This is a genomic window from Pseudomonas sp. PGPR40, from assembly GCF_022014505.1.
Taxonomy (GTDB): Bacteria; Pseudomonadota; Gammaproteobacteria; order Pseudomonadales; family Pseudomonadaceae; genus Aquipseudomonas.
The window spans coordinates 155,484-175,985 of sequence record NZ_JAKLSP010000003.1; the positions used below are offsets into that span (position 1 = coordinate 155,484).

The 20,502-nt window shown below is 57.4% G+C and carries 21 protein-coding genes and 4 pseudogenes; 8 read left to right on the top strand and 17 right to left on the bottom strand.

Annotated features, from left to right (window positions below):
• Positions 1-4 precede the first annotated feature (4 nt).
• Both MEB48_RS04615 and MEB48_RS04620 read right to left on the bottom strand, forming a co-directional pair.
• Positions 5-886: a TorF family putative porin gene (locus tag MEB48_RS04615; protein ID WP_442969063.1), complete on the bottom strand. Its 882-nt coding sequence runs from the start codon at positions 884-886 to the stop codon at positions 5-7.
• A 26-nt stretch (positions 887-912) separates the two neighbouring features.
• Entirely contained in the window at positions 913-1,338 is a 426-nt protein-coding gene (locus tag MEB48_RS04620) for a DUF2147 domain-containing protein (RefSeq protein WP_237882326.1), read from the bottom strand.
• Between the two features lie 156 nt (positions 1,339-1,494).
• Between MEB48_RS04620 and MEB48_RS04625 the strand changes: the two genes are divergently transcribed.
• From MEB48_RS04625 to MEB48_RS04635, 4 genes and pseudogenes are all read left to right on the top strand, one after another.
• The gene (locus tag MEB48_RS04625) at positions 1,495-2,172 is read left to right on the top strand and encodes a TetR/AcrR family transcriptional regulator (protein WP_237882328.1); all 678 of its coding nucleotides are present in this window, start codon (positions 1,495-1,497) and stop codon (positions 2,170-2,172) included.
• Between the two features lie 436 nt (positions 2,173-2,608).
• On the top strand, positions 2,609-3,094 hold the full coding sequence (locus MEB48_RS04630) for an AraC family transcriptional regulator ligand-binding domain-containing protein (protein ID WP_269137389.1): 486 nt from the start codon (positions 2,609-2,611) through the stop codon (positions 3,092-3,094).
• Positions 3,079-3,189, top strand: a pseudogene (locus MEB48_RS29115) (AraC family transcriptional regulator); the annotation flags it as partial. The gene MEB48_RS04630 and the pseudogene MEB48_RS29115, both read left to right, overlap by 16 nt.
• A gap of 21 nt (positions 3,190-3,210) precedes the next feature.
• A complete protein-coding gene (locus MEB48_RS04635; protein WP_237882518.1) occupies positions 3,211-3,672 on the top strand; it encodes a helix-turn-helix domain-containing protein in 462 nt (153 codons plus the stop codon).
• Between the two features lie 56 nt (positions 3,673-3,728).
• On the opposite strand, the pseudogene MEB48_RS04640 reads toward MEB48_RS04635, so the two are convergent.
• A pseudogene (locus MEB48_RS04640) lies at positions 3,729-3,824 on the bottom strand (transposase domain-containing protein); the annotation flags it as partial.
• A gap of 275 nt (positions 3,825-4,099) precedes the next feature.
• Positions 4,100-4,428: pseudogene (locus MEB48_RS29225) on the bottom strand (LysR family transcriptional regulator); the annotation flags it as partial.
• A gap of 144 nt (positions 4,429-4,572) precedes the next feature.
• Between MEB48_RS29225 and MEB48_RS04650 the strand changes: the two are divergent.
• From MEB48_RS04650 to MEB48_RS04660, 3 genes are read left to right on the top strand one after another with little or no spacing between them, the layout of a single operon-like run.
• On the top strand, positions 4,573-5,022 hold the full coding sequence (locus tag MEB48_RS04650; RefSeq protein ID WP_237882330.1) for a MarR family winged helix-turn-helix transcriptional regulator: 450 nt from the start codon (positions 4,573-4,575) through the stop codon (positions 5,020-5,022).
• The gene (locus MEB48_RS04655; RefSeq protein WP_237882331.1) at positions 5,006-5,755 is read left to right on the top strand and encodes an anthrone oxygenase family protein; all 750 of its coding nucleotides are present in this window, start codon (positions 5,006-5,008) and stop codon (positions 5,753-5,755) included. Before MEB48_RS04650 ends, MEB48_RS04655 begins: the two co-directional genes overlap by 17 nt.
• A 10-nt stretch (positions 5,756-5,765) precedes the next feature.
• Positions 5,766-6,938 carry an FAD-dependent oxidoreductase gene (locus MEB48_RS04660; protein WP_237882334.1) on the top strand — a complete coding sequence of 391 codons (1,173 nt, stop codon included), beginning with the start codon at positions 5,766-5,768 and terminating at the stop codon, positions 6,936-6,938.
• 245 nt (positions 6,939-7,183) lie between these two features.
• Here MEB48_RS04660 and MEB48_RS04665 read toward each other — a convergent pair whose 3' ends face one another.
• The 12 genes and pseudogenes from MEB48_RS04665 to MEB48_RS04720 form a co-directional block, all read right to left on the bottom strand.
• Positions 7,184-8,245: an aromatic ring-hydroxylating dioxygenase subunit alpha gene (locus MEB48_RS04665; RefSeq protein ID WP_237882336.1), complete on the bottom strand. Its 1,062-nt coding sequence runs from the start codon at positions 8,243-8,245 to the stop codon at positions 7,184-7,186.
• An 11-nt stretch (positions 8,246-8,256) separates the two neighbouring features.
• The gene (locus tag MEB48_RS04670; protein WP_237882338.1) at positions 8,257-9,207 is read right to left on the bottom strand and encodes a PDR/VanB family oxidoreductase; all 951 of its coding nucleotides are present in this window, start codon (positions 9,205-9,207) and stop codon (positions 8,257-8,259) included.
• Between the two features lie 109 nt (positions 9,208-9,316).
• Positions 9,317-9,619: pseudogene (locus tag MEB48_RS04675) on the bottom strand (OprD family outer membrane porin); the annotation flags it as partial.
• Positions 9,620-9,720: 101 nt separating this feature from the next.
• Positions 9,721-11,070, bottom strand: a complete 1,350-nt coding sequence (locus MEB48_RS04680; RefSeq protein ID WP_237882340.1) for an MFS transporter — start codon at positions 11,068-11,070, stop codon at positions 9,721-9,723.
• A 179-nt stretch (positions 11,071-11,249) separates the two neighbouring features.
• Positions 11,250-12,269, bottom strand: a complete 1,020-nt coding sequence (dmpG, locus tag MEB48_RS04685; protein ID WP_237882342.1) for a 4-hydroxy-2-oxovalerate aldolase — start codon at positions 12,267-12,269, stop codon at positions 11,250-11,252.
• A gap of 10 nt (positions 12,270-12,279) precedes the next feature.
• On the bottom strand, positions 12,280-13,212 hold the full coding sequence (locus tag MEB48_RS04690; RefSeq protein ID WP_237882344.1) for an acetaldehyde dehydrogenase (acetylating): 933 nt from the start codon (positions 13,210-13,212) through the stop codon (positions 12,280-12,282).
• Between the two features lies 1 nt (position 13,213).
• Positions 13,214-13,405 carry a 2-hydroxymuconate tautomerase gene (locus MEB48_RS04695; protein WP_237882346.1) on the bottom strand — a complete coding sequence of 64 codons (192 nt, stop codon included), beginning with the start codon at positions 13,403-13,405 and terminating at the stop codon, positions 13,214-13,216.
• A 10-nt stretch (positions 13,406-13,415) separates the two neighbouring features.
• Positions 13,416-14,216 carry a 2-oxo-3-hexenedioate decarboxylase gene (gene dmpH, locus MEB48_RS04700; protein WP_237882348.1) on the bottom strand — a complete coding sequence of 267 codons (801 nt, stop codon included), beginning with the start codon at positions 14,214-14,216 and terminating at the stop codon, positions 13,416-13,418.
• 11 nt (positions 14,217-14,227) lie between these two features.
• Complete coding sequence (locus MEB48_RS04705; protein WP_237882350.1) at positions 14,228-15,004, bottom strand: fumarylacetoacetate hydrolase family protein; 777 nt, start codon at positions 15,002-15,004, stop codon at positions 14,228-14,230.
• 8 nt (positions 15,005-15,012) lie between these two features.
• The gene (locus MEB48_RS04710) at positions 15,013-16,470 is read right to left on the bottom strand and encodes a 2-hydroxymuconic semialdehyde dehydrogenase (protein WP_237882352.1); all 1,458 of its coding nucleotides are present in this window, start codon (positions 16,468-16,470) and stop codon (positions 15,013-15,015) included.
• Positions 16,467-17,171 carry a class II aldolase/adducin family protein gene (locus MEB48_RS04715; protein WP_237882354.1) on the bottom strand — a complete coding sequence of 235 codons (705 nt, stop codon included), beginning with the start codon at positions 17,169-17,171 and terminating at the stop codon, positions 16,467-16,469. Before MEB48_RS04715 ends, MEB48_RS04710 begins: the two co-directional genes overlap by 4 nt.
• Positions 17,168-18,031 carry a VOC family protein gene (locus tag MEB48_RS04720; protein WP_237882356.1) on the bottom strand — a complete coding sequence of 288 codons (864 nt, stop codon included), beginning with the start codon at positions 18,029-18,031 and terminating at the stop codon, positions 17,168-17,170. The genes MEB48_RS04715 and MEB48_RS04720 overlap by 4 nt, the downstream gene beginning before the upstream one ends.
• On the opposite strand from MEB48_RS04720, the gene MEB48_RS04725 reads away from it, so the two are divergent.
• On the top strand, positions 18,030-19,067 hold the full coding sequence (locus MEB48_RS04725; protein WP_237882358.1) for a LysR family transcriptional regulator: 1,038 nt from the start codon (positions 18,030-18,032) through the stop codon (positions 19,065-19,067). The genes MEB48_RS04720 and MEB48_RS04725 overlap by 2 nt on opposite strands.
• A 129-nt stretch (positions 19,068-19,196) precedes the next feature.
• Here the strand turns inward: MEB48_RS04725 and MEB48_RS04730 are convergent, their stop codons facing one another.
• Complete coding sequence (locus tag MEB48_RS04730; RefSeq protein WP_442969061.1) at positions 19,197-20,135, bottom strand: SphA family protein; 939 nt, start codon at positions 20,133-20,135, stop codon at positions 19,197-19,199.
• Between the last annotated feature and the right edge of the window lie 367 nt (positions 20,136-20,502).

Genomic DNA, 20,502 nt, shown 5'->3' on the forward strand with positions numbered 1-20,502 from the left:
GTACTCAGAATTGACGGGAAACTGAAAAGACCCAGCTGCTGTCGTCTGTCGCCCGGGTGTGACCGTCGTCGTCGGCCAGGTACAACTCACGCGCCCGGGTTTTAGTAGTGACCCAATCGACACCCCAGTCGACGCCCCACCAGTGATGCAACAGGCCTACACCATAATCGGCGAAGTTCCCTTCAGAGAAGTTCTCGAGCTGCTGGTAGCCGGCATGCAACTTCAACGAAGTGTTCATGCCTAGCGCATATTTGTAGTCCAGGTCATACAGCATGCTACCGCGGGAATTGCGATCCCCTTTTGCATAGCACTCCAGTCCTTTTGTCGGATCTTCGCGGTACAACAACAGCGTTCCGCAGACACCTCCGGTATTGGCACCGCGATAGGTTTTGGAAAGAACGCGGGCGACCCTGCCTTCCAACGCGCCGTACCCTATTTCCAGTACAGCGAACTGACTGTTGTAGTTGGTGCTGCGCTCATCTGTCAGGGTGAAGGTATTGAAATCGAATCGATTCGGCGCTTTGTACTGAGCACCGGGGAACATTTCAGCTGCCAGTCCCAATCCGAAATGCCAAGCCTCGGGATCACCGAAGCGATAGCCGCCCGCGAGCAACACCCCCGCTCCGTTTCCTTCCAGGAACTGTTTTTTACTAACGGTAGTGAACTCGGCGAGCGCTACCAGGCCGCTTTCATGGGCGACCTGAACAGTGATTTTGGCGCCCGGACGGTTCAGTGAATCGGAAACGCCGCGAGTTCGGATATCGGAGCTGATCCGCGCCGTGATATCCACGGCATAGCTGGCGACTTCGTCGGCCAATACCGAAGATGAAGTTGCGATGGACAGCAGTAAAGCCGCCATTGGGTAATGGCTAAGATTTGCTCGCATGAAGCTCTCCCACGAATAGGTCAGGTTTACAACTTGCAAACCGGTGCAGGAGGCAGTGTGTCGATACGTTCGAATTGCTCCGTCTTGCCCAGAATTTCCGCGCCGACGAATGCCCTTACGTTGAGATGATCTTCCTTGACCCGAACGACGCCTTTATATTTTTTATGATCGCGAGGGTCGTAGACCCACCCGTCGCGCCAGGCGTCTTTTTCATAACGATCCAATTGCAGGATCTGAACACCACAATCGCTGGTTAACGACGCTACGTCCCTGACCCAGACGACCTGGCCGCAAATCGCGCCTGCTCTGGCGGGACAATCGTCGAGCTTGACGACCGCATCCTTTTCCGCCGTAAGCCAGAGCCCTTTGACGTCCATGGGCCCCGCCGCTGCAAAGCTTCTGCCGGAGCACATCAAAACGAGAGAAAGGAACAGAAATCGCCGTGCGTTCATAGTCGTACCCTTTATTTTTTGTTTTAGAAAGACCGTCACACAAACGACGCATCAGATATGATAGTCATCGCTACACGATAGTTATAACTACCATTTTATGGCGAATCAACATATTTTTTCTTGCTATCCTTGCTTTCATTTTTGTATAGGGCGCCCATGACTAAGCTCAAACCCCACCCATCTCCCTCCGCCGCTGGCGCTGAGGTGCTGGAACAAAAAAAACTTCCCGCCCAGCAACGGGCCACCGAAACCTATGAGCGAATTCTCACGGCTACGGCTGAAACTCTTTGCGATGTGGGCATAGAACGTCTGTCGACGAACCTGGTGTGTGAGCGCGCAGGACTTACACCACCGGCGCTATACCGCTACTTTCCCAACAAGTACGCCCTCTTGAGCGTGCTGGGAGAGCGCCTGCTGGAAAAACAAAACGAACGAATCGATCATTGGATTACTCAGGAGCTGCTGGCCGGCACGCCTGCGCAATTGGAATTGGCGATGGCCGAGCTAATCCTCGACACTTATCGGGTCACCCACGCGACCCTCGGGGGCATGTGGATCCTCAAGGCGCTTCGAGCGGTGCCAGTGCTGGAACATGTCAGGCTCGACTCCCACCGCCGAGTCACCAATGCCCAACTACAACTTCTGATAGCGGCTTTCCCGCTCGCTGATCCAGAGGTTCTATCAACCGTCGCCCGGATAGGGGTGGAAATGATTCACGCGACAGTCGAATTGTTATTTGATGAAACCCTGGATCCTAAGCGCGTATGCGCCATGGTGGCGGCGATGATTGTTAGTCATCTGGACCGGATCGGTCCGGTGGAAAAGAACGACTGACTATCAGCGCCCCCTCCCCGAAACACGTCTCGCCCGTCGTGACGCTCGTACCCAAAAACGCCCACTGTGCGAGCGGCGCGCTAAGTGGCGGCTGTCGCCCGTTGAAGCCAACTAAAACCAAACGCTTGCACAATCGATTGTGGCCTTTGCGGCCCCCTAGATGGTCGCCATCTACCCTCTTGTCGATAGGGTCCCGTCCGTTACTCTCACTCGAACAAAAGTGAGTTGCGCCAATCGCTTCTGGACCCGCTGACAAAGATCGTTTGCTGCAGCCCTGGTTACCAGCCGGTTGCCATCTGATCAAAAACGAGGCTGCTGGCGAGGTGCGCCCCCCCCTTGCGTCACACGCAGGACAGTCCGATCAACATCGGCAACCTTGTACAACTGAGGCTCGAAAGGAGCTCAAAGCGTCATTTAGCTCAGAAGGATGCTTCTCATGAAGCCCACCACCGCCCCGTCGTTTTCACAAGCCTCAGCCCCGTCGCATGTCCCTCGGATGCTGTTGCAGTACGCCACTGAGCGAGGCTGCAATATCGAGCATCTTTGCCAAGGGCTAGGCTTTGCTCCGAACGACCTAAAAAAAGCGGAATTGCGCCTTTCTCATCGGCAAAGTGATCTGTTGGTACACCGGGTTCTTCAGTGTTTGGGAAACAATGGTTTGGGCTTGGAAGTTGGCGGTCGTCAGACAGCGGTTTCCTGGGGGTTCATAGGGTTGGGCATGCAAGCCTGTGCCACGCTGGGCGAAGCATTAGAACTCGCAATCCGCTACCAGAAACATGCCGGTGCACTTCTTGAATACAGCATGACGCTACAGAAGGATCGTTGCCAGGTTCTTGCCGAACCGCTGCTCTTTGATCCCGACGTAGCCACCTTTATCTGGAAGAAGCGTTCTCCAGCGCCCTTGCGATCGTCAGGCACCTAAGCGGGCGCAACGACCTGACGATCCGGTGTATTGAACTTGAATACGTACAACCTAGCTGTTGGCGTCGATACGAAGCGTTTTTTCGGTGTCCCATCAAGTTCTCATCGGGCCGCAACATGATCGAATTTGACGCTGAATGGCTGAGGTTTCCCCTTGCCACTCGAGATGACTACGGTGCCGCCGAGGTTGCCCAATTGTTAAGCCATGAAAGCTGGGGAGATCAGAAGCCATGTGACGTGATCGAGACCATACAACGCGAGATCCGCAAAAGCCTGTCCTCTCCCCCCCTGCTCCATAATTTATCGAAACAGCTCAATTTGGCAGAACGTACCCTAAGGCGGCGAATTAACGAGGCAGGTCTATCTTATTTTGGCATGGTCGACTCGTTACGTCGGGACAGAGCCCTCTTACTATTAAAGCATCAGAAAATGCGACTGATCGATGTCGCCAGCGAAACCGGCTTCAGTGACGCCCGTAGCTTCCGTCGGGCCTTCAAACGCTGGACTGGTTTATCGCCCCGCGAGGCGAGGAAGAATATTCAAGCATTCCCAAATGGCATGCATAACACAGAATGCTGAAGATCGAGTCCATGGTAAACGTATAGGTAACCCATCTTGCGCGACCAAGCCGGGTGCCATCTATGCGGCATCAGCTCCGCAATCTCCCTCGCCCACTGTGTTGGCAACCGCATCAATACATCCTTGAGATAGGCATACACGCAATGCCCGTGACCAGTCGGTGTGGCTCGACGGGCATGGTCCGTATGCTTAATTGAAGGATGTTCTGGTCGCGGTAGGGACGGCAGTTGCCTGCCGCGCCCCCCCGCCCAGATCCGTACGTGCGGAACTACCGCATACGGCTCCTGCCTCGGTATGTGACGCAAAGCGATCCTCAGGGTAAGGGTGTGCGTTCTGGGTCTAGATATGTAGAAGTCAGCAGGGCGTCCATAGCGTGACCATTGAAGCCGATTACGCTGGCTACGACGTTTGAGGGCAGCCGCCATAGACGGCAGACCGCCGCCGACCAGGCCGGCAGGCGTGATGGAGTGATTTCATCGGACAGCGCGATGCGCAATTGGCCGTGAAAGCCGCTAGCTGCAGCCCTCATGCTATCGCGGGCTTGCTCCAAAACGGAAAACACACGCGGCACAAGCTTCAGAAAAAGTCTGCCCGCCCGAGTCAGGCGTGTGTCCCCCCTGGTGCGAACGAACAACTGCACACCCAGTACTTTGATGGCCCGCGACAGCGGGGCTTGATGCACAGCTTTTCCACTGCGCGGCCGAAGTGGGGTTCCTTCGCTACGGCCTGGAAATATCGAAGATGTCGAAGCTCCATATGCCAGTCACCTCCTTTGACCTAGATCAAACACCTTGCATGAAGCGTGCGGATGTTGCAGTCGATAATTGACAACCAGTTTCCAAAAATGCAAACTGGTTGTCAATTGTTTAGGCTTATTTGAATCCGAGTAAGGCAAAGAAGTTGACCAGCATTGCGCTATCCGTTTTCGAGTTGAACGGCCAGTTCATCGAATGGGGCGATCACTTTACGCAACCGCGCGGCCTGACCAGTGCACGATGGCAGATGCTTGGTGCCATTTCGATGGCTCCGCAACCTCCGAACATCCCGCATATCGCCGCGACGATGGGAGTCACCCGGAAAGGCGTCTTGAAGCAAATCAACCTGTTTGTCGATGAGGGTCTTGTCGAGCCCCAGCCCAATCCGACACATAAGCGTTCGCCTCTGTACTCGCTTACCAAAAAGGGTCAAACGACCGATCAGGCCTTGACCGAACGGTGGCAGAAGCATGTGAGGGAGTTCCTCATATCCCTCGTGAAGCCCTTGGAGGAAAATCCCGATTCAGCGTCAGCTTGGAATAGAGGCGACGTCGGCTGTTCTCGTCAATGTGTTCACGTTGGATGCCGACGATGAGCCGATCTTTCTTTCTGGATACCTGGAAAGACGATACCGAGTTCATGAGGCTTCAGTCGGCTTCATATCGACGCAGCTTCATCGCGCCATCGGCGAAAGCCTGGCCTACCTGAACTATGCGGTGTGGGAGTTCACGGCGGCTTTCCTCGCGGCTCTCACTCATCCCGAGTTCAACGCCACACTCTCGGCTAATCCATCGTCCGCCGTCGCCGCTCCGCATCTGCCCAGAAGATCGGCGTGGCCGGCATTTGTACCCCCTAACGCCGGATCACGGCAGGAGAAGAACTTGCAACTCTTATTCAGAATCCTGGCAGTCGCTGGATCAGCAATGTTCGCAGGCGTCATGCTCGCCATCGGTGCGATCCTCGGTGGCTACTGGAAAAGTCTGCCGCCCACTGAGTTCCTAGATTGGTTTGCGCAGTATAGCGATTTGATCATGCGCGCAATTCCATTGGTCATCATCCCGACTTTGATAGGTTTGGCTGGTGCACTCTGGTACGACTGGAACGAACCAGCTACGCGCGTTCTATGGCTTGCATCCGCCGCCTGCATCGCCGCTGTCCTCAGCCTCACAATGGCCTATTTCATGCCGATCAATGCGGCCTTCGCACGCAAGGCGATTACGCCCGATCAGGTACCCGCGCAGCTCAAGTCCTGGCTGCTGCTACACAACGTCCGCATCGCTCTTGCACTGGTCGCGTCGATGCTGGGGATTGCGGCCATCAGTCGCTAGGAGAATCACGATGCCAAGAATCATTCATCCAGTCGCCGGCCTGGTCGCCATCCTCACAATCGCGACGTTCTGGCTCTCAACGGTCATTTCCGAACTGTTCGCCTCCGAGTCCACGGTGATGGCCATCAAGACAGCCATCCCTTGGGGCTTCATCTTGTTGGTGCCGGCCCTTGCCGCTACGGGCGGCTCTGGCTTCTTCCTGTCAAAAGGACAGCAGCAGGGACTGGTCGGCGCCAAGCTCAAGCGTATGCCCCTCATCGGCGCAAATGGTCTACTGGTGCTGATTCCGGCGGCCCTGTACCTAGCATCAAAGGCAAAAGCCGGCGAGTTTGACGCAACTTTCTACACCGTGCAGTTGCTGGAGTTGATCGCGGGTGCAGTCAACATTACCTTGCTGGGTCTTAGCATGCGTGACGGCATGGCCCTTACGAAGTGGAAGCGTAAGAGCTTTCTCCGGCCAGCCGCCACCTTCGTTGCCCGGCTGACGGTCAAGGAAGAAGTAGCCAAGGCAACAGTAGCGTTCCGCATGAGCAAGCCCGAGGGCTTCAAGTTCGTGGCCGGGCAAGCTGTGTATGTCTCCATCCCCGGTCTGAAAAAGGCTGACGCCAAGGGGCAGGTCAGAACTTTCTCTATCGCCAGTGCACCGCAAGATACTGAGTTGGAGTTTGCGACGCGGCAGACCGACTCCAGCTTCAAGTGTTACCTCGCAGCTGCGAACGTCGGCGCGCCTGTCCAGCTTGAAGGTCCTTACGGCGATTTGGCACCGCATCACGACGTGAATCGTCCTGTGGTCTTTCTGGCGGGTGGAATCGGCGTTACGCCGTTCCGCAGCATGGTGCTTGATGCCACGAACCTAGGGGGCGCGCACCGCCTGTTCCTGTTCTATAGCAACCGCAAGCCTGAGGATGCCGCGTACCTTGTCGAGTTCCGCGAACTCGAACAGAAGAACCCGCGGTTCAAGCTGATTGCGACGTTCACCGAGGGCGAGGCTGTCCTGCAAGGCGGAGCCGTGGAGCATGGCTATATCACCGCCGAAATGATCGCCAAATATGTGGGCGATCTTGCCTGCCCGACCTTCTATGTCGCCGGGCCGCCGGCGATGGTGTCGGCGATGGAAGGAGTACTCAAGAATGCCGGCGTCAATCAGAAGAACGTGCATGTCGAGAAGTTCGCCGGCTACTGAAAGGCATCCACGCCCGGACATCGAAGGGCAAACTAAAAGAACCTAAAAACACTAACGGTCAGCTCATTAACTTTCGTCATCACGGCCCTTGCATTGGCACCGTTTGCGAATGCGGCCGATCCTGTACGCGAACGCATAGACGGCTTCAAGCTGTTACATTCGATTTAAGTGCTTGATGAACAGCCGAGGGGCGAACCGCCCCCCTTTGCCGTAATGTTCATGCATCCGAGTTACGCATCCTGAAGCTACGGAATGATGAGTTCATTAAGCGCTTGCTCTTGTCTGATCATTTTGTCCAAAAGACGTCTGGCGCGCACTGCGCCACCATCGCTTGCCAATAGAACAGGATTAAGCGTCCAGAAATCCTGATCACCCAGGACCTCCTGCTGGGCCTGAAGCATCGGCATGTCCTCATTGGTAAAGGGTTGCAGCAACCACTGAATATTTTCTTCTGCCAACCGACGGCCTTCTTCGCCGAGCGTCTTAGGGAAGGCAATGCCGAACCAGTAATGGGTGGCGCTGGACGTTTCCGGGGTGAACATGTGAGCAACATATACTGATTGCCCGGATTCACGTGATTCACGTGATTCTCCGCTTGGCGTATAGCCGCTGTCGAGGAGCATATTGGATGGAGCATTCCAGCGAACATTCAGCCATCGGTCCACTCTTTGCCCTGCAGGAATCCCCCGCAAACGCTCCAATTCTGGAGTCAGTTGTTCGTTGTGAGTGGTGCGTTTGGAATGCACCGTTTCGCCGTGTTGTTCAACCTCAATAACTCCCTGGGCCACGGCAGCGCTTCCCAAGGAGCTACCGTGCAGGAATTCGATGTGGCTCAAATCAAGAATATTATCGGTTTCAAGCATGTAGTTGGCTTTAACATGCAGGTAACTTTTGCCGATATAAGCGGATTGCGGGTCCATTGCGCTGAAATCCGGTATTGCTCCAGGATCAGCTCGGTCAGCCACCCCCATCCAGATCCACGCAAAACCGTAACGCTCCAGCATAGGATACACACGCACTTTTGCAGCTTTAGGAATCGCACCATTGCCGTGGGGATTGTGCACACAAGCGCCGCTGCAATCAAAACTCAGCCCATGGTAGGCGCATCGAATCTGGTCATTTTCAAGCTGTCCCAAATGTAAGGGTACAAAGCGATGGGGGCAACGATCTTGAAGCGCTTGCAACATGCCTTTGCTGTCACGAAACATTACAATTTTTTCATTAAGAAATATTCTGGGCACTAGTTGCCCCTTAATGAACTCGTCGGCCCAACCGGCGATATACCAGCAGTTACGTAAAAAACTCATGACAATCTCCTTCAGATATCCAGTTTCAAAAAAGGGCTAGTTGCCCGGGAACAACACAGCAACATCTGATCGTTGGAAGCTTTTTCCTCATCAGTCAGAAAGAGATCCCGGTGATCAGGAATCCCCCCCAGTACGTGGGTCAGGCATGTGCCGCAAATTCCCTGTTCACAAGAAAGTGAAACCTCGACACCGGCCTCTAGCAGTACTTCGGCTATGCTGCGGCCCTCAGGCACCTGAAGGATCAAACCGGAGCGCTCTGCATGCAGTGTGAAGCTCTTGCCTGTGGCGTCGACGTCTGCCGCGAAGTACTCGTAATGCACGTTTGACGACGGCCATTCGTGCTCGCGCGCAGTGTTGATAACTGCATCCATAAACCCTCCTGGACCACAGACATAGAGATGCCGATTGACTTCCGGTACTCGCAACAGCGCGGGGATGTCCAGGCTCCGAGCATCGTCATCGATATGCAGATCCACTTTGTCTGCAAATGGTGCCTGCTCCAACAATGCCAAAAAGGCAGCGCGCGCTCGACTGCGCACGCAGTAATGCAACTCGAAGGAAGCGCCGAGGGCATGCAGCCGCCAGGCCATGGCCAGGATCGGCGTGATGCCGATCCCGCCGCCCAGCAGCACCGAGTGGGCCGCCAGCTCCTGCAGGCGGAATTGATTACGCGGCTGGCTGATGCGTATCAAAGTACCGGGTACAAACGTTTTATGAATCTGCGCCGAGCCGCCCCGTGACGCCGGCTCACGTAGGATGCCCAGGCGATAACACCGGCGGTCCTGGGGCGAACCGCACAGTGAATAGTGGCGGCTTAGGCCCGGTGCAATATGCACCTCGACGTGCGCACCAGCCTCGAACGGCGGCAGCCAGCCACCTGCTGGATCCACCAGTTCCAGGGAGATGATGCCCTCGGCTTCCTCCTGGCGCCGGGCGATAAGTACATTCAGAAAATCGCTCATTACAGCCTCCTCAAAACAGTGCGTGGGTATAGGTCACGTACAGTCGGTTTTCGTCCAGATCGCGCTGTGTCGCCACGGTGCTGCGCAACATCGCATTGCGCCACTGCACGCCGCGTCCGGAATCCAGGCGAATGCCGAGCATGCCCAGAGCGTCTACACCAAAGCCTACCGGGCCCTGGGTGTAGCCGGAGGTGAAGTTGAGGATGAAGCCCTGGCCCCATCCTTCCAGCTTCGAAGGCTGGGCCGGGCCGCTGCGGTTGTCCTGGTTGAAGTAGACGTTGCGGGCTTCGATTTTGGCGTGGGAGTCGTCGATAGAACCTTCCGCGCAGGCGTTGGAAACAGCGGCCACCGCGAACACCAGAGGCAAAACACGGGCGCACGAAGGCGCCGATTCCAATACGGATTTTTTCATTGGGATACCCATTACTTTTATTGTTATACGGGGTGAAGTGCCAGGCAGTGGCGCAGATCTACTGTGGAAACTGGCTTGCCTGCCCCACATTGATCGGGTTGTCAGGTGGGAAGCGCGGTGACCTCAGGTGCCTTGCGGCGTTCGGTCATGCGCTGCAGCGAAAAGATCGCGATCGAGCCCAGCAGCGCTGGTATCGCCAGCACGATAAAGAACACCGACGGCTGCCTCAGTTGCGCGATCAACCACGCCCCCAGCACCGAACCTATGATCGAGCCGACCCGCCCGTTGGCCATGGCCCAACTCACGCCGGTGGCCCGCGCCGCCGTCGGGTAGATGCTGGCTGACAGCAGGTTCAAACCGTTCTGCGCACCCGCCACGCCGAAGCCGACCATGAACACCGTCAGCCCCAGCCAGAACGCATCGGCCAGCGCGAAGCCCACCAGCGCAATCACCAGTGCCGAGCCCAGATAGGCCAGGCCCAGCACGCGATACGGACTCACGCGGTCCATCAGCAACGCCATCAGAATCGCCCCCACTGTGCCGCCCAGCGGCACCATTGCACCGATGCGCGCGGCACTGGCGATGTCGTAGCCGACGTCCTTGAGGATGCTCGGCAGCCAGCTGGTGAGCAGGTAGAACACAAACAGCGAGCAGAAGAACGTGCCCCACAACAGCACTGTGCGCAGTGCGCGGCCTTCGACAAACAGTTGGGAGATGGGCGAGCGCACGGCCACCGGGCTTTGCGGTTCAATGAAGGTGATGTCGTGCAGGTCGGTGCGGCCGGTGATCTTGCCCATCACCTTGCGCAGAGCCTCGGCATGTTGTGCGTTAGCCGCCATAAAGCGCACCGACTCCGGCAGTAGCCAGGCAAGCAATGGCAGCAACAGCAGCGGCACAATCCCGCCGATCATCAGCACCCCGCGCCAGCCGAACACCGGGATGATCTGGCTGGCCACCGCGCCGCCAAGCGCCAGGCCGGTGGTGAACCCGCTGTAGCTCAGGGTGACCATGATCATCCGCCGCCGGGCCGGCGAGTATTCGGAGCTCAAGGTGATGCACGTCGGCATCGCCCCGCCCAGGCCGATACCGGTGAGAAAGCGCAGTGCGGTGAGCATGTCGATGGAGGTGGAATACGCCGAAGTCAGGGTGCCGAGGCTGAAAATCAGCACCGACACCAGCAGCACCTTTTTGCGCCCGTAGGCATCGGCCACCGGCCCGAAGATAAAGGCGCCGACCATCAAGCCCAGCAACCCGGCGCCAAACGCCGGAGACAACTGGCTGGGTTGCAGCCCCCATTCCTGGCGCAGGGCCGGGGCGATGTAGCCGATGACGGCGGTGTCGAAGCCGTCCACCAGCACCACCAGGAAGCACAGGACCAGCACCATGACCTGGTAGCCGGAAATCCTGTTGTTATCGATCATTGCGCCTATGTTGGCAGTCTTGCCGTTCATGGATGTTCCCCCTTTTATTGGATTTGTCTGTGGGGTGAATGAGGTGCACTGCAACGCTAATTTTCCGATTTGAAATCCGATCAAATGTGGGAGCTGGCTTGCCTGCGATGCAGGCACCGCGGTATCTCAGGCACACCGCAGTGATGCCATCGCGGGCAAGCCCGACTTCCACAGGTAGGTCAGCGCTCCAAGAGGTCCAGCGCCACATCAACAATCATGTCCTCCTGCCCGCCTACCATCCGGCGCTTGCCCAGCTCCACCAGAATGTCCACGGCCTTCAAGCCATACCGCGCCGCCGCCACTTCAGCGTGCCGCAAAAAACTCGAATACACCCCGGCATAACCCAACGCCAAGGTCTCGCGGTCTACCCGCACGGGGCGATCCTGCAACGGCCGCACGATGTCATCGGCGGCGTCCATCAGCGCATACAGGTCGGTGCCGTGGTTCCAGCCCAGGCGGTCGGCTGCGGCGATGAACACTTCCAGCGGTGCATTGCCCGCACCGGCACCCATGCCGGCAAGGCTCGCATCGATACGGTCGCAGCCCTCCTCCACGGCCACGATGGAATTGGCCACGCCCAGGGACAAGTTATGGTGCGCATGCATGCCGGTTTCAGTTTCGGGCTTGAGCACGGCTTTTACCGCACGAAAGCACTCGCGAATGTCCTGCATGCTCATGGCACCACCGGAGTCCACCACGTAGATGCAGGTGGCGCCGTAGCTCTCCATTTTTTTGGCTTCCAGCGCCAGGTTCTGCGGGCTGGTGAGGTGGCTCATCATTAGAAAGCCAACGGTGTCCATGCCCAGGGTGCGCGCGTATTCAATGTGCTGGCGGGCGCAGTCGGCCTCGGTGCAATGGGTGGCGACACGCACCACCCGCGCCCCCGCGTTGTACGCTGCCTTGAGGTCGTGAACGGTGCCGATGCCCGGCAGCAACAGCGTTGCCACCCTGGCGTGGCTGATCACGTCGCTGACGGCCTCGATCCACTCAAGGTCGGTGTGGGCACCAAAGCCGTAGTTGAAACTGGAACCCTGCAGCCCGTCGCCATGGGCCACTTCGATGGAGTCGACGAGCGCCTTGTCCAGCGCGCGGGCGATGGTCTGCACATTGTCGATGGAATACTGGTGACGTACCGCATGGCTGCCGTCACGCAGGGTCACGTCGCTGATATACAGCTTCTTGCCAGGATTGAAGGTCATGGTGTCTACCTCACAAAGACTGCGCCATGCGCTCGGCCGTGGCCAGCGCAGCGGAAGTCATGATGTCGAGATTGCCGGCGTAGGCTGGCAGGTAATGGGCGGCGCCTTCGACTTCGAGGAACACCGTGGTCTTCAAGCCGCTGAAGCGACCCAAGCCCGGAATGTTCAGTGGCGTCTCGGGGGCGATCACTTCGAATTGCACCTTTTGCTTCAGGCGATAACCCGGCACATAGGCGGTGACCGCATTGACCATGTCTTCGATGGATGCTTCGACCTCAGCCTGATTCGCTGCTTCCGACAGCACATACACCGTGTCCCGCATCATCAACGGCGGCTCGGCCGGGTTAAGCACAATGATCGCTTTGCCCTTGCCCGCGCCGCCCACGGCCTCGATGGCCTGGGCGGTGGTTTCGGTGAACTCATCGATGTTCGCGCGAGTGCCGGGACCGGCGGATTTGCTGCTGATGGACGCGATGATTTCGGCGTAATGCACCTTGGCCACGTGGGACACCGCTGCCACCATCGGAATCGTCGCCTGCCCGCCGCAAGTGACCATGTTGACGTTAAGGGCCGCCAGATTGGCGTCCAGGTTGACCACGGGCACGCAGTACGGGCCAATGGCCGCCGGAGTCAGGTCGATCACGCGGATGCCGGGTTTGTGCTGGCGCAACAACGCATCGTTGTGTACGTGAGCAGTGGCCGACGTTGCGTCAAACACAAAATCGATCTCGGCAAATTCCGTCATGTTCACCAGGCCGTCCACCCCTTCGTGGGTGGTGGCCACACCCAGGCGCCGTGCTCGTTCCAGGCCGTCGGAGCCGGCGTCGATACCCACCATCACCGCCATCTGCAACTGCTTGCCGTGGCGCAGGATCTTGATCATCAGGTCGGTGCCAATATTGCCGGAACCGATGATCGCAACTTTCTTCTTTTCTGTGCTCATCTCAGCGCCCCAAGGCCTTGGCGGTTTTGCCGGCAATCCCAAACTGGGTTTTCGGCACTTCGGTGATGATCACCCGCACGGATTCCGGCGGGGCCTGGATCGACTCGACCGCGGCGTGGGTCAACGCTTCGATCAGCCGCGCCTTCTGTTCCTCGTCGCGGCCTTCAATCAGATAAACCTGCATGATCGGCATGGTCGACTCCTCAAGCGGATTTGGAGGCAAAGCGCATGGAGACGCTGCCCAGGTGCTGATAGCGCACGGTGATCTGGTCACCCGCTTCTACCGCGATGGCTTCGGTGACGCCGCCGGTCATGATGAAGGTGCCGGCGGGCAATTCCTTGCCTTGGGCGGCGAGCATATTGGCAAGCATCGCCACGCTTTGTGCCGGGTGGCCAAGTACGGCGGCACCGGCGGCGGTGGCGACCACTTCACCGTTTTTCTCCATCACCACGCCGAGGCATTTCAGGTCGATACCCAGCGGGCTGCGGGCCTGGCCGCCGGTGACAAAGCGAGCAGACGAGGTGTTGTCGGCGATCACGCTCTTGAGGTCGAAGCGGAAGTTTTCATAACGCGAGTCGATCACCTCGACCGCCGGCAGGATGAAGTCGGTAGCCGCCAATACATCACCCACGTGTACGCCAGGACCTTTGAGCGGGTGCTTGAACACAAACGCGATCTCGGCTTCAACCTTGGGGTGAATCAGCGAATCGACGTCGATCACCGCACCATCCGCGCAAGAGCCGTAGTCGGTAAGAAAACCATGAATCGGCTCGGCGACGCCCATCTGCCTCATCTTGGCAAAGGACGTCAGGCCCATTTTCAAGCCGACAATGCGCACGCCGCGGGCTTCCTTGTTGGCCCGAATCGTATTTTGGATCGCGTAGGCATCTTCCCAGTCCATGTCCGGGTGGGCATCGGTGATCTTTGCCACGGCCTCGCGGTTCAGCTCGGCGTTTTCCAGGTGGGTGGCCAGTTCGGTGATGATTGCTGCTGAGAGATTCATGGGGTTGTCCTTCAAACAAATCGGATGGAAGCCGAGCCGATACCGCCCAGGCTCATGCGTAATTGATCACCGGGCTGTACCGGAACCATGGCAGCCAGAGAGCCGGACAGAATCACCTCGCCTTTTTTCAAGGCAATGCCCAGCTCACCCAGGGTGTTGGCCAGCCACACCACCGCATTGGCCGGGTGACCGAGGGCAGCGGCACCGGCGCCGGTGGCGACGATCTCACCGTTCTTTTCCAGGGTCATGCCGACACAGGCGAGGTCGATATCACGGAGGTCGGCCACGCCGTTACCGAGTACAAACGCTGCAGCGGAGGCGTTATCGGCCACAGTGTCCTGGATGCGGATCTTCCAGTCCTTGATCCGCGAATCGACGATCTCGAAGCACGGCATCACATAGGCGGTGGCGCGCATCACATCGGCCAGGGTCACGCCGGGGCCGATCAGATCTTCCTTAAGCACAAAGGCAATCTCGCCTTCGGCCTTGGGCGCAATGAAGTCGGCGCAAGCCAAGGCCGCGCCGTCGCTGACCAGCATGCCGCTGAGCAGGTGCCCGAAGTCCGGCTGGTCGACGCCTAGCATGTCCATCACAACCTGGCTGGTGACCCCGATCTTCTTGCCGATCACGGTTTGACCGGCGTCCAGGCGCGGTTGCAGCATCGCCAATTGGATCTGGTAAGCGTCGGCCACCGTCAGCCCGGGGAACTGTTCGGTCAATGGCGCCAGCGGTTGCTTGTCGGTGAGCGCCTGGTGCAGCTGCGCGCCGAGATGATTGAAGTTAGTCATGGCGGTACTCACAGGCGGATGCACACGTTGCGCAGTTCGGTGTAGAACTCCAGGGAATGCACGCCGCCTTCGCGGCCGATGCCCGATTGCTTGGCGCCGCCAAAGGCAGTGCGCAGGTCACGCAGGAACCAGGAGTTGATCCAGCAGATGCCCACGTCCAGCGCCGCGCCCATGCGGTGGGCGACTTGTAGGTTGCTGGTCCACACACTGGCGGCGAGGCCGTAGGGCGTGTCGTTGACCAGGCGCACCACTTCTTCTTCATCATCGAACGGCGCGATATGGCAGCACGGGCCGAAGATTTCTTCGCGCACCACGGCGGAGTCCTCCGACAGGCCGGTCCAGATGGTCGGCTGTACCCAGGCGCCTTCGGCCAACTCGGCAGGCATATTCGGGATGCCGCCGCCGGTAACCACAGACGCGCCGTCACGCGCGGCTTGTTGGTAGTAGCTCAGAACTTTCTGGCGGTGACCCACGGAAACCAGCGGACCCATGGTCACGCCTGGCTCATTCGGCGGCCCGACCTTGATGGCTTCGGCGCGCACCTTGAGGGCCGCGACAAACGCATCAAACAGCGGGCGTTGAACGTAGACGCGCTCGGTACCGAGGCACACCTGGCCGCTGTTTTCGAACACGGCGCGGGCGATGCCTGCCACGGCCTTGTCCAGGTCGGCATCGGCAAAAATCACTCCGGCGTTCTTGCCGCCCAGCTCCAGCGACACCGGGCGCACGCCCTTGGACGCGGCTTGCATGATCGCCTCGCCAGTGCCGGTTTCACCGGTGAAGGTGATGCCGTCGACGTCTTTATGTTCGGTCAAGAATGCACCGGCCGAGTGCTCACCAAAGCCATGCACCACGTTGTACACGCCCGCTGGCACACCGGCGTCGCGCATCACTTCGCCAAGCAAGGTGGCGGTGGCCGGGGTTTCTTCCGAGGGCTTCACCACCACGGTGTTGCCACAGGCCAAGGCCGGGCCGACTTTCCAGGTCATCAGCAGTAGCGGCAGATTCCATGGGCAGATCACACCGATCACGCCACGTGGGTTACGCACTGCATAGTTGACCGCCTTGCCACCGTCGGGGGTGTCCATGGTGAAGCTTTCGGTGGGCACATTGCGAATCAGGTCGGCGAAGACCTTGAAGTTGGCCGCGCCACGCGGGATGTCCAGATGGCTGGCGAGGCTGTGGGGCTTGCCGGTGTCGGCCACTTCGGCGGCCACGAATTCTTCGGCGCGTTGTTCGATACCGTCGGCCACCTTGTGCAGCAAGGCGGTGCGCTGGGCGATGGTCATCATGCCCCACGGGCCATTCAGCGCGGCACGGGCGGCGTTGACAGCGGCGTTCACTTGCTCGCGGCCGGCTTCATGGACCTGGCCAATCACGCTGTTGTCGGCAGGGTTACGGTTGTCGAAGGTGCGCACGCCTTCAACCCATTGGTTATCGATAAAGTTGTGAAAATGCTTGGTCATGGTTGGCGCTCTTCTCTTGTTATCAGGTTCAGCTCGGCATCGCCGGCCGTCAGGTAGTCCCACATGCGTTCGAAGATCCGGCCACTGTTGGTTGCCCGTTGCCGGGCCTCTTTGAGGCTCAGCCGTGGCGCCCGGTCGGCCAGACCGGTGGCCAGCAGTTGTAGTTCGATGCGGGCGGCGTCTTCGAGGTAGAAGTTAAGGGTCAGCGCTTCCACCAGCGAACCACCGACCACGATCGCGCCGTTGCCGCGCATCACCAGGGCCTGGGCGTTGCCCAGTTGCTCGGCGAGTGCCGCCGCCTGGGTGTCGTCGCGCAGCAGTTGCGGGTCATCCCACAGCGGCACGCCGTCCTTGAAATAGGCGCCCATGCCGTGACGCAGCCGTGGCGTGAGGCCGGCGCACGATAGGCTCATCACCTGCATCGGCATGCTGCGAGTCACCGCCTGCACATCGGCGCGGCGCTGGTAGATCTGTTGATGGATGCGCACCTCGCCCAGCACGCCTTCAGGCAACGGGCCATGCACCGGCACCACCGTACCGGGCTCGCCGGGCTGGATCAGGCCCATGGGTTTGGCGGCGCACACCAGAAAACTGTCGGCATCCAGGCGCAGGCTGCAATGCCCATAGGCGTGCACAAGTCCCGCCTTGGCCAACGCACGAGCGGCAACCCGCACTTCGGCCTCTTGGCTCAACGTGCTCATAACTTGAACTCCGGAATATCCGGCTTCGAGCCCCAGGCGCAGAACGAGGTGGTGCCCAGGGGAAACTGCCGGGGCTGGTGACTGGCATCGTCTTCCGGGGCGATGTGGCTGACCCCGGTGGAGTATTCGTAGGTCATGCCGTCCGGGCCTTCGAAGTACAGGAACATGGCGCCTGATGTGGGGTGGCGGCCTGGGCCGAACAGGATCTTGATCCCGCGCTCCTTCAGGAAGTACCAGGCACGCATCACGTCATCGATGCTTTCCACCTGGTGGTTGATGTGCTGCACACCGGCATGGCTGGAGGGGAACAGGGCGATCTTGTGATGCACCTCGTCGATGCGCAGCAGCGGTGCTTCGCCGATACGGTCACTGACCCGGGCGTTGGCAAGTTGGGTCCAGAAGGCTTCGTCGCGCTTGGCATTGGTGGTGCGCAGGCCAATATGGCTGAAGCCAGTGATGCCAGCATCGCGACTGGCGAAGTAACGGCTGCCGCTGGCGTGAGGACGCAGCACCAGTTCGATGTTGTTGCCGCTGGGGTCACGAAAGTGGATCAGCTCGTTGACATGGCGCACCTCCGCTTCTTCGCGGCTGCCGTGACGCACGGCAAAACCGTTGTCTTCCAGCAGCTGTGCGGCATGGTCGAGCTCATTCCCGTGGGTGAGTTCGAACGCGGTGGTGGTTTCCCGTGGGTCGCCTTCGTAGTAGCACAAGGTATGGTCGCGACTGTCGGAGCGGAAATAGATAGCGCCGCAGGCCTCGCGGGCCACTTGCAAGCCGAGCATCTGCGTAGCGTACAACTTGGCCTGGGCAAGGTCCGCCGTGCCCAGCCGCACGTAGCGGATGTCATGCAGATTGATCATGAAGGTGCCTCTTGGTTTTATTCTTGTCTGGACACAATCCTCGCCGTCAGGCACAAATAGCAGAAGCGAATTCTGTTTATTCAATCTATTTGATTTGGTTATTATCATGCGCACGGATTTGAACCTGCTACGCGTGCTGTTGGCGATTCACGATTGCGGCAATGTCACGGCCGCGGCCAAGCGCCTGGGCATGAGCCAGCCAGCAGCGAGCGCTGCGCTGTCACGCCTGCGCCATTCTCTCGGCGACCCCTTGTTCGTGCGCAGCGGTACCGCTATGGAACCTACTCCAAGGGCACGTAGCATCGTCGATCGAACCCGTGAAGTAATTGCCACCATCGACCAAGAAATTCTCCCCAGCCCTACGTTCACTCCCTTAAATAGCACGGGTGAATTTACTTTTTGCCTTAGCGAAATTGGCGAAGTCGTGTTCCTACCCTCACTTTTTGACCGCCTTCGCGCCGAAGCGCCGCATGCAAGGATTCGCTGCCTCAGCCTTGCTCCCAAGGATCTGCTGGAAGCACTTCGAGAGGGCAAAGTCGACTCCGTACTTGGTTATTTCCCAGACTTGGACGCGCCTAATATTTACCAACAACGCTTATTCTCACACGATCTTGTTTGCCTGATTCGTAGCGACCACCGTATAACCGATACGCGGCTGTCTCTTAAGGACTTTTGCAGCCTTGAACATTTGCAAGTGCGAGATGGCAGCCGTAGCCAGGAAATGTATGAAGCTTATTTAGGAAATATTGGTATTGAACGCAACATTGTCTTGGAGATGTCTCATTACATGAGCATTGCGGCAATCATCGAAAGATCGGATCTGGTAGTAGTACTTCCGCGCACCGTGGCTAATTTGTATGCACGCCATTCCGCAATCAGGTTGATCGAACCCCCTGTGGAAATACCGCCTTATAGTCTTAGACATCATTGGCATGCCCGGCACCAGAAGGATCCAAGGCATGTATGGTTAAGGAAACAGATTTGGGAACTGTTTGGTGACTACGCGATGCCTGAGGCTGAACTAAACCAGGCCTGAATCCGCGCATCTGCCCCCAACGGCACAAATAGCCTGGTGGCGCGACTACACCAACCATCGGAGCTTTGTCTCCGCCAGATTAGCATACAAACATATACCAATCATGACAGAGACAGCCCCTGCTAATGATTACCAGAATTTATATGCCAACTGAAGCCAGATTCGATCACCACTGGCACGATTTTCCACGGCTGTTTCGTGTTGCCACTTCAGAACAACTCCTATTTCTGGAGTCTGGTACTTAATTAACGGCCCAAAGGCGACCACTTGACCACGGTTTCCATCGTTATAGGTTAGACCGTTTCGCTGATCATCGCTCAATTGTTTATATAAGTACCCACTCATACCAAACTGCCAATGCGGCGTAACGTTATACGCAATATTATAGTCAGCATTAAATTCTTTACCGGAGCGATAATGAGTAGCATCATTTGTTCCGCTGATTAGGTAGCTCAACTTTGAACTTATTTCAAGATCAGGAATAGGAAAAGCGGTAAACGCATACCACGGTCCATAAGTCCAAACGTTTCGACCGGGGTTGAACAGGTCTTTTTTATCGTATTCGCCGGTTGGCGCAAATATATCAACCCCGATAAGCTGCTTGTAATTTGGCGTGCCCCATCCCAACATCAAAGGTACCACGGTCAAATCAGCGAGGCCTTGCTTGGACCCACTATGACGAACGCTACCCGTAGGGGTGCTGCCAGTGAAACTAAGATCTCCCTTTACATAGGGTAGCGCAACACGGCTGCTCATCTTGGCTCCGAACAGCGTCTGATCGTACCCATAATCAAGACGAAGCGAAATAGCCCGCACGTGAATATCAAAATCATCTATATTCTTTTTATTATGGCCGTCACCGTCCTTGGTTTGAGTGGCATGATAGTCACTCACATAAGAATAAGAACTTAATCCTAGCGGCGGACTTTTACCGGCCATTACACCATTGATACCAATCGGATAGGCACTCCCTCCTCCTTCGGTGGCCTTAACAGCTTCCATCATAAGGACTTGACTGCAGAGAATTAGACAAAGCGATTGCGCACGCAGATGGCGACTATTTTTCATCTCATTTTTCCTTTCTTATTTTTATTCTTGGAGAACTAGGTCGAAGCTATCACCTTCATAAACTTAATGGTTTTACAATCAACGCCTCTCTTTTCAACTAAATCAATCGACAAATCTATAACAAAAGAAAATCACTAACGACTTAGCAAATCAGCTGCATTAATCAGATATCAAACCATTGAGGATAGTATGCCGAAGAAAACAACTTTAAAGTCGTGGCCTGGAGGTCGGAGCGTTGATGAAGGAAAGCGTTGAGGAGGATCGTTCACGATGAATCACCTCTATTATTTTTGTTAGAGTGAAATTATCGTGATCGCGATGAGTTTCCTGAAGCAAATTCTCATTATTCATACTATTTGATTTGTTT